Genomic DNA, 12,039 nt, shown 5'->3' with positions numbered 1-12,039 from the left:
AATTTTATTGAAATACAAATGTAAACATTTAGTAAATTACAAATGTAACCATGATTTATAAGCATAATTGTTTACATACGTATACATAATGGATCCGCTTTTGAAGAATATTGCCATAAAATTTATTCTTAAATATTGATAATTCATTATATTACTGTATTCCAAATGATTAAATATGATTACATAAACTGAATATTTAATTAATAAGAACATATTTTTAAATTAATACCAATATAAAACTAGGAATTATTACATTTGTAACATGTAAAACAGATAATATTAGTTTACAATGATAAACAACGCGGATTTCTCTAAAAGGCTTCAAAAAGTCATGGATTATTATGGTGAATCTGCTGCATCCTTTTCTGAAAAAATTGGAGTGCAGCGTTCTAGTATCTCGCATATTCTTTCTGGCAGAAACAAACCCAGTCTTGATTTTATTTTAAAAATTCTCTCATCCTTTCCAGAAGTTGAATTGTATTGGCTTATTAATGGTAAAGGACAATTCCCAAATGAAGTTCAATCTGATGACAATATTCCATCTAGTGAATCAAAAGTTTCGGAGAAATTAAACATAACGAAACATGCTGAATCTAAAACCATAGAACGGATTGTTATTTTTTATTCTGATGGTACTTTCAAAAACTATATGGATTAGTGCTTTACTTTAATTAAATTTGCCTCAAAATATATTCATGAGGATTCTAATTTTGATTTTATTGTTTTTTGCGACTAGTTGTTACGAATCACCTCGAAATTGTAAAGATTATAAAACAGGCAAATTCTATAGCGAAGTCAAAATTGACAATGAGATCTACCGCTCTCGTTTTGAAAGAACAGCCAGCTTACAAGTTGAAAAATATGATGGCAAGATAGATTCCTCAAGTTTGCGCTGGATAAATGATTGTGAGGTTATTTTTAAAACCATCCATCCGAAAAACATGGCAGAACAAAAAGATGTTCATTTAAAGATATTGGTTACAACAGATTCCTCATATACTTTCGAATACTCCTATGTTGGGGAAACTAAAAAGCAACTTGGTGTGGCTTATAAGATGAATTAGATTTAACTCCTGCTTCCCGCTTTTCAAAAAACAAATCTCAAAATTTTTCCATTATTTACAAGGCTTTTATAGAATGTTATAAAAATGTTTAAAAAAAAACAGGAATAACTCCCAAGCGATAGTTGACATTCGATGTCAGCCACAAGATTACTTTTCTTTGTTCTTTTGCCTTGATACTAAAGAACCAAAAAATCAAAACGATTTATAGTGAAATTGCTACGCACCATTCGCCAATACATGCTTGATTTTAGGTTTTAAGGACGTTTATGTTTCAATCCTAAATCGAACTGTTCTACTTTGCCTTTTGCTCATTATTTCTTAAAATCGTTGAATCCGATGCCAGTCGGAACTCCAAGTAGCATGGATGATTTGAGTTTCAATTTATAAATTCTATAGCAATTAATGTCCGATTAAAATTGGTAAAACAGTCCGAACCATAAGTTGGACAAGGTCAAAAGATTTTTTTTAGGATTTGCACCTTATTTTTACAAAAAATAAAAAATTATATCCTTTCTGAAATGATAAATATATTATATGTTGATTATCAATTAGTTAAATCCAAGTCTAGATTCGATGTTCTAGCAGCACAGCGGTCTTAATTCTTTTATCAGACAGTAATGATTTAAAAGATGTTTCGAAAATATGTGAAAATAGGAAAAGCAACTAGGTATGGCTTATAAAGTGAATTAAGCTTATTGCAAGGGATATAAAAAGGATTCCACAAGATTAAAGGTCACTTGCTTTTCTGGGCTTACATGATAGGTGATAAATAGTTCTCCCCAAAATTCGCCATCCGAAAAGTCAGCAATAATCCACTTATGATTAAGCATTTTAACGGTATTAATAAGCATTCTTCTACCCTCGCTAGATGCATACGGAATTATGGGATGCTCGCCTTTAGTTAAGTTTAACTGATAGAGTTCGTCTTTAATAAAAGGAATCAATGCAGAAACATCATAGCCATCAGATTCAAAATAACCAATAGCATCTTCGTTTCGTTCAAAATTAAAATGTGATAGCTCTAAATTCTCGTTATATAAAACTGCTACAGAATCTTTATACTTCCTTAACTGCTCGGTGCGCCCTACTAATTTGTTGTCCATGTCTTCAAAAACCCGTTTTGCATTTGCATATTGAAATAAGATCAACAATGTGGCAAAAATAAATAAATACATAAAAATTCGTTGTTTCATTTTTAAAATTTTATAGGTTTAATTTTAGTCCGTCATAAGCTAGAAAAACATGATCTGGTAAGTCTTTTTCAACCTCGTCATGAAATCCAAGCAGGTGGCTAATATGAGTTAAATAAGCTTGCTTCGGATTTACTTTTTTAATGAATTCTAAGGCTTCTTCTAAATTGAAATGTGAAACATGGGGTTCTATTCTTAAAGCATTCACCACTAAAACGTCCACATGCTTCAGCTTCTCAATTTCATCATCTTCTATAGTTTTCATATCTGTCAAATAGGCGAAGTTCTCAAACCTAAATCCAAATACCTGTAAATTATAATGCATTCCTGTTATCGGGATTACTGAAAGATTTTTAAGCTGAAACATTTTATTTTCAATAAGGTTTTCAACCACCGTTGGAGCACCTGGGTATTTATTTTCAGTTTTAAAAATATAATCAAAACGTTTTCTTATTTCTGAAAACACCCGTTTGTGCGCATACAAATTAATATCGCCTTGTCTAAAATAAAAAGGTCTAATATCATCTATACCCAAAACGTGATCTGAATGCTCGTGCGTAAAAAGAATGCCATCTATCTTCGTGCATTGCGCCCGAAGCATTTGATATCGAAAATCTGGACCGCAATCAATAACATAGGTACAATCATCCCACTCGACCAAAACCGAAACCCGTAATCTTTTATCTTTTGGATTTTTACTTAAGCATACAGGATGGGTACTTCCTATAACTGGAATGCCTTGGGATGTGCCGGTACCAAGAAATGTAACTTTCAAGAAATTAAAATTTATACAAAAATAGGGTTATTTTTTTGTTTGCCTTACTTATTTAATACCTTTGTCTGCAACAGTTATAACCTATAAATGATATGGAAATTACCATAAAAGGCGATAAGGAATTTGACGATGTCCCGTCATCAAAATCAAAAGCGCTTCGTATAAACTTGAATGAAAACATCTACGGAACATTTGCCGAAATTGGTGCAGGTCAGGAAACTGCGAGGAATTTTTTTAGAGCCGGTGGTGCTTCTGGAACCATTGCCAAGGCCATGTCTGCTTATGATAAGGATTTTAGTGATGCTATTTATGGTATTGAGGATGACAGACGTTATGTAACCGAAGCGCGCTTGCGTAAGATGCTATCTCATGAAATGGGCTTGATAGAAACACGTTTAACCAGAGACGAAAACCCTAATAAAATTTTCTTCACCTACGCCAATACTGTTGCTACCATTGATTTTGCAAAACAATTCAAAGGTCATGGATGGGTAGGAATTAAATATCAAATTGAAGCAGGCAAAGAATATAATGAAATTATATTGCATTTACGTTTTAAAGAAACGGATGCTCGCTTGCAACAAGAAACTTTGGGCATATTAGGCACTAATCTAATTTATGGTGCTTTCTATAAATATAACGAGCCCAAGAAATTATTGCGTTACTTATACGATCATCTGCACAAGGATCAACTAGAGATCGATACCATTAATTTCTCAGGACCCGTTTTTAAAAATGTAGATAATCGCCTCATGAGTTTACAGTTGGTTAAAAATGGTATGACCGATGCGGTGATGTTTGGCCCTGATGGAAAGAACGTATTGCCTGCAAAAGAGTTTTACAAGAAAAATATTCTTGCGCTAAGAGGTAGTTTCAGACCTGTTACTAAGGTAAACATGGCTATGTATGAGAAATCGTATGACATGTTTATTAAAGAAAAGAAGGTTGATAAAGAAAAAACGGTGGTTGTTTTTGAAATCACGCTGTCTAATCTACGTGCGGAAGGCGAAATTGACGAACAAGATTTCATGGATAGAGCCGATTTATTATGCTCATTAGGGCAATCGGTTATGATATCTAATTTTCAAGAATATTATAAGGTGGTAGAATATTTCTCAAACTATACCAAAGCACGTTTAGGCCTTGCTATGGGCGTCAACAACTTAGTTGATATTTTTGATGAAAAGTATTACCGTCATTTAAGTGGTGGCATCCTTGAAGCATTCGGTAAATTATTCTTTAAAGATTTAAAAGTTTATCTCTATCCTATGCTTGATCCTAAGACGGGTGAATTAATTAACAGCGAGAATTTAAAAGTGTATCCACGTATGAAGGAATTATATAAATTCTTTAAATACAATGGAAAAGTTGTGGATATCACAGATTATGATGAAAGCATCATGAGTATATTTTCAAGAGAAATTTTACAGCAAATCGAAGATGGAGAACGCGGATGGGAAGACATGGTTCCTGAAGGCACTGCTGATCTAATTAAAGATTATAGATTGTTTGGTTATACGCGTAAACCATTGAAACCATTGTCGTTAAAGAAACGAACTAAATAAAACAACATAGTAAATAATAAAGTCCTGAATTTTATAATCAGGACTTTATTATGCTATCCTAATATCTGCAACGCATGATTTTTAGATTTTACTTTGTCAATCACTTTTGAAATGACACCGCTTTCATCAATAACAAAAGTAATACGGTGAATGCCATCGAATGTTCGTCCCATAAATTTCTTTTCACCCCAAACACCAAACCCTTTTATAACTTCCTTATCAACATCTGCTAATAAAGGAAACGGGAAATCATATTTGTTCTTAAAATTTGATTGTTTCTTTTGTGTATCTGCGCTAACCCCAATAATTTCAAAGCCAGCATCTTTTAGCGTTTGGTAATTATCGCTCAAGTTACAAGCCTCAACGGTGCAGGTTGGCGTATTTGCTTTTGGATAGAAAAAAACGACTAGCTTTTTCCCTTTATAATCAGAAAGTTTTACAGTATTTCCTTGCTCGTCTAAAGATTCAAAATTTGGTGCTTGATCTCCTGCTTTTAATGTATTCATATTTTATAACTTTGTACTTGCTAAAATACGATGGAATGACCAAAAAAGAAAGTGTTACGTTTGTTATTAATACCCTAAATCAACTTTATCCAACGATTCCAATTCCGCTTGACCACAAAGACCCATATACCTTGCTTATTGCGGTATTAATGTCTGCGCAAAGCACAGACGTTCGCGTTAATAAAATAACACCATTACTTTTTGAAATCGCAGACAATCCTTATGATATGATTAAATTGACCGTGGAAGAGATTAGAGAAATCATTAAGCCTGTGGGGTTGTCGCCTATGAAAAGCAAGGGCATTCACGGATTGTCGAAAATACTTATTGATAAACATAACGGGGAAGTTCCTAAAAGCTTTGCTTATTTAGAAGAATTACCTGCTGTGGGGCATAAAACGGCAAGTGTAGTCATGTCCCAAGCCTTTGGTGTTCCTGCATTTCCTGTCGATACCCATATTCATAGACTGATGTACAGATGGAATTTGAGCAACGGGAAAAATGTGGTTCAAACAGAAAAAGATGCCAAACGATTATTCCCCAAGGAACTATGGAACGATTTACATTTGCAAATAATTTGGTATGGTCGGCAATACTCCCCAGCGCGAGGATGGAATTTAGAAAAGGACGTCATCACAAAAACAATTGGAAGACAAACTGTTTTAAAAGACTATAAAATGAAAAAGTCCTAATGACTAATTAGGACTTTTTGAAAACTTAGTTTAGAAGCGCTTCAAACTTCATTTTATTACAATTTATAACACTTAAAGCCTTAGAGTAACTTAGAAGAAAATTGACCGTTTCTTCTGTCGGTTCAAGATCTGTTGATTTTTTAATAGAATTTTCAGGGTAAAGTTTTGCCATTTCAATGGTTTTTAGGTTGATTATATCCTATAAACGTGGCACTATTTACTTTATTGTTTAATTGGTTAAAATTATATTGTGTTTATCTATAATCTTTCTTAAATTAATAAGCGCATATCGCATTCTGCCCAGAGCCGTATTAATACTAACACCGGTTCTCTCCGATATTTCCTTAAAACTCATGTCCTTATACATACGCATCATAAGCACCTCTTTTTGGTCTGCAGGCAATTCGTCAACCAAACGTCTCACGTCACTTTCAACCTGTTCTTTAATGATTGTTTTTTCAGCATTTAAACTGGAATCACTTAGTACAGAGAAGATGCTAAACTCACCCGAATTGTCAAATTTTGGCATGCGACTGTTTTTTCTAAAGAAATCAATGACGAGATTATGGGAAATTCGCATAACCCATGGTAAAAACTTACCTTCCTCATTATAAGCACCACGTTTAAGTGTGCGAATGACTTTAATAAAGGTATCCTGAAAAATGTCTTCAGCAACGTCTCTATCATAAACTTTTGAATAAATAAAACTATAAATTTTCTGCTTATGTCTTTTAATAAGCATCTCTAAAGCACGTTCATCGCCTTGGATGTAGTTGCTCACTAATGTAGCATCTGTAATAAGTTTGTGTTGCATAATCATTACTTTTAGTGCATAGAAGAGGGCTTCTTTGCTTGGGGTTTAAAGTTTAAAAGTAATATTATGCTATAGGCGAGAGTGCTTTTTTATTTTAATTGATGAATCAAATATAACAACAATCATTCCTAAAAAGCAAAAATAAACGCAGTTTTTTAAATTTTATTTTACGTATGGCAATCAATTCTATTATAAAAATGTGTTAAAATTATGTTGAAAAACAGATAGGGGTATCAAAGCTCAACGCGCCCTTATAATGCCTCTTAAAAACTTAACATAGATAAAATACTTATAGTATCTTTGCAAAATTATTCCCTTTTACGCCTATGTATCCTAAGCTTTCAGAAGTAAACCCTAAAGAAAACATCATCATTAAAGGTGCAAAATTGCACAATTTAAAAAATATCGATGTGGTTATTCCAAGAAACAAACTTGTAGTTATAACAGGATTATCGGGTTCAGGAAAATCAAGTTTGGCTTTCGACACCCTGTATGCAGAAGGGCAAAGACGCTATGTGGAAAGCTTGTCCAGTTATGCCCGCCAGTTTTTAGGGAGACTCAACAAACCGAAAGTAGATTATATTAAAGGGATTGCACCAGCAATAGCTATTGAGCAAAAAGTGAATTCCACTAATCCACGCTCAACCGTTGGAACAACCACAGAAATTTATGATTATTTAAAGTTGTTATTCGCTAGAATTGGTAAAACCTATTCTCCTGTTTCTGGTCTTGAAGTTAAAAAGGACACTGTGAGTGATGTACTTAATTACTTAAAAACCTTTCCAGAGCGTGAGAAACTGTTACTCCTCGCTCCTATTCATTTGGAAGAAGGCAGAGCTATTACAGATAAACTTAAAGCGCTACAACAACAAGGGTATGCAAGAATTAAAGTAAAAAATGAGGTTTTAAGAATTGATGAAGCGCAAATAAAAGATAAAGAAGACGTGTTTTTAGTGGTGGATCGCATCATTATAAAGCACGAGGAAGATTTTCAAAATCGTTTGGCAGATGCTGTTCAAACTGCTTTTTTTGAAGGTAATGGAGCATGCATTATAGAAACACTTACAGATAATGAGCAGCGTCAATTCAGTAATAAATTCGAATTGGATGGCATCACATTTTTAGAACCTAATGTGCATCTATTCAGTTTTAATAACCCTTATGGTGCATGCCCTAAATGCGAGGGCTACGGTGATATTATTGGTATTGATGATGATTTGGTGATTCCAAACACTGGATTATCAGTTTACGAAAACGCGATTTTTCCATGGCGCGGTGAGAGTATGAGTTGGTATAAAGATCAATTAATTAACAATGCACATAAATTCGATTTCCCTGTTCACAAGCCTTATTTTGAATTAAGTGAGGCGCAGAAACAATTGATATGGAACGGGAATAAACATTTTGAAGGATTACATTCGTTTTTTGCTGAATTAGAAGCCAAGGCTTATAAAATTCAAAATAGAGTGATGTTATCTCGCTATCGCGGCAAGACAAGATGTAAAACCTGTGGTGGTAAACGTTTACGTATTGAGGCTAATTATGTAAAAATTGGTGGTGCTACGATTACAGATTTAGTGGAAATGCCCTTGGATACTTTAACTAGCTTTTTTAAGCAATTGGAATTAAACGATCACGACACCAAAATTTCCAACCGCCTTTTAAAAGAAATCAATAATAGGTTATCATTTTCAGCCAATGTCGGATTAAATTATTTAACGCTTAACAGAAAATCCAATACCCTATCAGGAGGTGAGAGCCAACGTATTAATTTAGCAACCTCATTGGGCAGTAGCTTGGTAGGCTCCATGTATATCCTCGATGAGCCTAGTATTGGTTTGCATCCTAAAGACACCGAACGTTTGATCGTGGTATTAAAAGCATTACGGGATTTAGGAAACACGGTCATCGTTGTAGAACACGATGAAGATATTATGAAGGCTGCCGATGATATTATAGATATAGGTCCAGAAGCTGGGACTCTAGGAGGCCATGTGGTTGCCAATGGTACTTATGCTGATATTTTAGCATCAAATTCATTGACGGCACAATATTTAAATGAAACCTTAAAAATTGAAGTGCCCAAAACACGTCGTGAATCGAAGTATTTTGTAGATATTAAAGGCGCTCGTGAACATAATTTAAAAAATATCGATGTTAGATTTCCATTAGGGATGCTCACTGTTATTACAGGTGTTTCAGGAAGCGGAAAAAGCACACTCGTTAAAAAGATCTTATTTCCAGCCTTACAGAAAAAACTAACTGATTTTGGAGATAAGCCAGGGCAGTTCACAAGTTTGGACGGTAATTTTAGTAACATCAAACACATTGAATTTGTAGATCAGAATCCTATCGGTCGGTCGTCTCGTTCCAATCCAGTAACCTATATCAAGGCTTATGATGATATCAGAGCTTTATTTTCGAAACAAAAATTAAGCAACATTAGAAATTATCAGCCCAAACATTTTTCATTTAATGTAGATGGCGGACGTTGTGAGACTTGCAAAGGCGAAGGTGAAGTAACTATTGAAATGCAATTTATGGCCGATGTGCATTTAGAATGTGAAACTTGTAAAGGTAAACGTTTTAAAAAAGAAGTCCTCGAAGTCACTTTTGGTGAGAAAAATATTGATGATATTTTAAATTTAACTATTGATGATGCCATAACATTCTTCGAAACAGAAAATCAAACTAAAATCAAGACTAAATTACAACCACTTCAAGATGTTGGTTTGGGCTACGTCACTTTAGGTCAAAGCTCCTCTACCCTTTCTGGCGGTGAGGCGCAGCGTATTAAACTGGCTTCTTTTCTTGGTAAAGGAAATACTAAGGATAAAGCACTATTTATTTTTGATGAGCCCACCACAGGTTTACACTTTCATGACATTCAAAAATTATTAAAATCGTTTAATGCATTAATAGCCAAAGGACATTCCATCATTGTTGTAGAGCACAATTTAGACTTAATAAAATGTGCAGATTATATTATCGATTTGGGTCCTACCGGAGGTATAAGCGGCGGTTATTTAGTGGCTTCGGGAACTCCAGAACATATTATTAATGTAGAAGCTTCAGAAACTGCAAAATATTTAAAAGACAAGCTCTAGTCTGAAGTATTAATCCATGCGTTTATTTGCTAAAATTTATGTTTTTTCGATAGTTTCAATATTCAAATAACTTGAGTTTTTTTGATCTTCTCTCCTTTTCACTGCACTTAGTAATATAAAAAACTTATAAAGCCAACTATAATTACAGCTATGGGTATAACAAAACTCATATAAAAAATAGTAGCGACACTAGTTTTAAAAAAACTAACAAACCAGCCCTGTTGGTAAAAGTGTTTAATGGCGATGAATAAGTAAATAAAAGTAGATACTACTATGAGCCAATCAATCCAATCTGGCACTTCCCAAAAATTATTAAAAACAAGAATTATACTAAACACGGTAAATAAAAACGAAAAGAAATAAAAGCTAAACACCAAATGGTGGGCATAAAGACCCCTTCTGTAAAATAACAATTTTAAAATCAATGCAAAAATTGGTAATAGCACGAAAAGCGCAATAGGAATCGTATCGTAGACCGCTTTTAAAATTTGTCCGCCATTACGCTGCTTATAAAATTTTAATGCTTGGGTGTATAATTTTCTTTTAAAGCGGCCTGCCTCTGCATGCATACCCATACCCTTTAAGATTTCATCATCTGTAGCATTTATAGCAATTAGCGAATCCACTTTTTTTTCATTAAAATCAAAACTTATATCGTTCCCATCTGTCTTTTTTACATTCAATTTAATTATTGAATCGAGCGCTCTAACATCGGCAGTGTTCACTCCTGGAATTCCTTTTTGCCTTAAAGGTTGCAAAATACTATCTAACTCAAGAGAATCTATGGCAGCTTGTGCCCTGACTTTTGTGCTGTCTGAAATTAAAGGCTTTACCAAAGTCCTTTTTAAATTGGCATCTAAATCCTTAACCTGATCCCTCACCACGGTTACAGACAATAAAAAGAAAAATACAACTGAAATGAACAAATACATTTGAGCAGGATGCAAGTACAATAATCGCTTACCCTCTATAAAGCGTTTTGCTAAAACGCCAGGTTTGAACATTAAAGGAATAAAGCTTTTAAAAAAACGTGCATCAAAGGAAAAATAATTACTAATGGTATTATAAAATAAAACACCCAGAGTCAATTCATCTTTTGATTTCTGCCCACAGTACGGACAAAACTCAAAACTTTCATCAAAGGTTTTTTCGCAATTTTTACATGTTTCTGGTTGGTCTTCCATTGGCTAGGAATTGGTTTGTATAAATGTAGTAATTATTTAGAACCTAAGCAGGCTGTTTTCTTTCTTGAAATAAACATGACAACTTGAAATTTTAAAGATTATTGATTTCAACAAAACATATCGATCATATAAACGCTTATGATTCAATCAATTAAATATTTGGCACGCATATTGAAAAGTCATTACCCAATAGCGTAAGCCGAAAAGCTAAAGAGTAGGCAAAATCTAAAACCCTAATACTATGAAAAGAATAGTACTTTTAATTACAGGCGTGTTAATGAGTTTAACCACTGTATCAGCATCAGATATAACATCTGAAAAACAAGGAACTAATTTAGATATTACAAATCGCTATCGTTATGTGCAACCTATTATGTTTGTAGAGCGCGATGTGGAGTTTTTAATTTTTCCCGACGGCAGTTTTGATTTTAACACCAATTATAACATGCCATTTTATGATGACGTGTTTTATAAAAATCGTCGTTCTAAACGAAGCACAATCAATGCAACTTATCACGGACCACGAGCTACAGTGCACTACACAAATACCCGTGCAAGAACTCCAAGGGATGTATCCATCTCTCGTGATCGATACGGCAAAATAAGACGTATTGGTAGTGTGTATTTAAACTATAACCGTATCGGGAATATAAGCAGAATAGGTTCTGTTTTTATTGATTATAAACGTGGCAAAGGCACTGTGAGTCATGTAGGTGGTTTACATGTAAAATATAACAAATGGGGAGAAATCATGGATTTACGTGGCCATGTGAACAACTATGATGATACATATTGCAATATTTGCGGGGTAACTGGTTGTAACGTACAGCACACCTTTGGCAAGCATGAAAAATATGGCAAGGAACGACACCATGATAGATATGATGATGATACTTACTACTATAAACAAAACGGTAAAGTAAAAAAACATAAAAAGAAGAAACATTAGTTTAGTTTTTGTTATTTGATTAAAACCTCTAGAGCGATATATGCTTTAGAGGTTTTTTAATGGACGTAATTTATTTTAGAAATTCGTCAATTCGAAAATGTTCTTCTATAGAGTATTATACATTTTAGGTAGTGTAAAATCCAAAATTAATTATTTTATATTGATTTTCAGTCAGTTAAACCTCATTCAGGTT

General features: G+C 33.7%; 12 protein-coding genes. 6 read left to right on the top strand and 6 right to left on the bottom strand.

Going from position 1 to position 12,039, the window contains the following annotated elements:
* Window positions 1–289 precede the first annotated feature (289 nt).
* Together FAF07_RS15725 and FAF07_RS15720 are read left to right on the top strand one after the other, a co-directional pair.
* Window positions 290–658, top strand: coding sequence for a helix-turn-helix domain-containing protein (locus FAF07_RS15725; RefSeq protein WP_142786004.1), 369 nt, complete (start codon window positions 290–292; stop codon window positions 656–658).
* Between the two features lie 37 nt (window positions 659–695).
* The gene (locus tag FAF07_RS15720; RefSeq protein WP_142786003.1) at window positions 696–1,064 is read left to right on the top strand and encodes a DNA topoisomerase IV; all 369 of its coding nucleotides are present in this window, start codon (window positions 696–698) and stop codon (window positions 1,062–1,064) included.
* A 692-nt stretch (window positions 1,065–1,756) separates the two neighbouring features.
* Here FAF07_RS15720 and FAF07_RS15715 read toward each other — a convergent pair.
* Complete coding sequence (locus FAF07_RS15715) at window positions 1,757–2,257, bottom strand: hydrolase (protein WP_142786002.1); 501 nt, start codon at window positions 2,255–2,257, stop codon at window positions 1,757–1,759.
* 10 nt (window positions 2,258–2,267) lie between these two features.
* Window positions 2,268–3,029, bottom strand: coding sequence for an MBL fold metallo-hydrolase (locus tag FAF07_RS15710; RefSeq protein WP_142786001.1), 762 nt, complete (start codon window positions 3,027–3,029; stop codon window positions 2,268–2,270).
* Window positions 3,030–3,121: 92 nt separating this feature from the next.
* Here FAF07_RS15710 and FAF07_RS15705 point away from each other — a divergent pair, with 92 nt between their 5' ends.
* The gene (locus FAF07_RS15705; protein WP_142786000.1) at window positions 3,122–4,594 is read left to right on the top strand and encodes a TonB-dependent receptor; all 1,473 of its coding nucleotides are present in this window, start codon (window positions 3,122–3,124) and stop codon (window positions 4,592–4,594) included.
* A 53-nt stretch (window positions 4,595–4,647) separates the two neighbouring features.
* Here FAF07_RS15705 and bcp read toward each other — a convergent pair whose 3' ends face one another.
* Window positions 4,648–5,100 carry a thioredoxin-dependent thiol peroxidase gene (gene bcp, locus FAF07_RS15700; RefSeq protein WP_142785999.1) on the bottom strand — a complete coding sequence of 151 codons (453 nt, stop codon included), beginning with the start codon at window positions 5,098–5,100 and terminating at the stop codon, window positions 4,648–4,650.
* A gap of 35 nt (window positions 5,101–5,135) precedes the next feature.
* On the opposite strand from bcp, the gene FAF07_RS15695 reads away from it, so the two are divergent.
* Entirely contained in the window at window positions 5,136–5,792 is a 657-nt protein-coding gene (locus FAF07_RS15695; protein WP_142785998.1) for an endonuclease III domain-containing protein, read from the top strand.
* 25 nt (window positions 5,793–5,817) lie between these two features.
* On the opposite strand, the gene FAF07_RS18600 is transcribed toward FAF07_RS15695, so the two are convergent.
* Both FAF07_RS18600 and FAF07_RS15690 read right to left on the bottom strand, forming a co-directional pair.
* The gene (locus FAF07_RS18600; RefSeq protein WP_185956459.1) at window positions 5,818–5,964 is read right to left on the bottom strand and encodes a hypothetical protein; all 147 of its coding nucleotides are present in this window, start codon (window positions 5,962–5,964) and stop codon (window positions 5,818–5,820) included.
* A 57-nt stretch (window positions 5,965–6,021) separates the two neighbouring features.
* On the bottom strand, window positions 6,022–6,606 hold the full coding sequence (locus FAF07_RS15690; RefSeq protein WP_142785997.1) for an RNA polymerase sigma factor: 585 nt from the start codon (window positions 6,604–6,606) through the stop codon (window positions 6,022–6,024).
* Window positions 6,607–6,932: 326 nt separating this feature from the next.
* Here FAF07_RS15690 and uvrA point away from each other — a divergent pair, with 326 nt between their 5' ends.
* Entirely contained in the window at window positions 6,933–9,713 is a 2,781-nt protein-coding gene (uvrA, locus tag FAF07_RS15685) for an excinuclease ABC subunit UvrA (RefSeq protein WP_142785996.1), read from the top strand.
* 107 nt (window positions 9,714–9,820) lie between these two features.
* Here uvrA and FAF07_RS15680 read toward each other — a convergent pair whose 3' ends face one another.
* Window positions 9,821–10,897, bottom strand: coding sequence for a DUF3667 domain-containing protein (locus tag FAF07_RS15680; RefSeq protein ID WP_142785995.1), 1,077 nt, complete (start codon window positions 10,895–10,897; stop codon window positions 9,821–9,823).
* 241 nt (window positions 10,898–11,138) lie between these two features.
* Between FAF07_RS15680 and FAF07_RS15675 the strand changes: the two genes are divergently transcribed.
* A complete protein-coding gene (locus FAF07_RS15675; RefSeq protein ID WP_142785994.1) occupies window positions 11,139–11,846 on the top strand; it encodes a hypothetical protein in 708 nt (235 codons plus the stop codon).
* The last annotated feature ends 193 nt before the right edge of the window (window positions 11,847–12,039 follow it).

Origin of the sequence: Changchengzhania lutea (genome assembly GCF_006974145.1) — a bacterium.
Classification (GTDB): Bacteria; Bacteroidota; Bacteroidia; order Flavobacteriales; family Flavobacteriaceae; genus Changchengzhania; species Changchengzhania lutea.
Note: the sequence above shows the minus strand (reverse complement) of the source record. Positions and strands in the feature narration are given on the sequence as shown.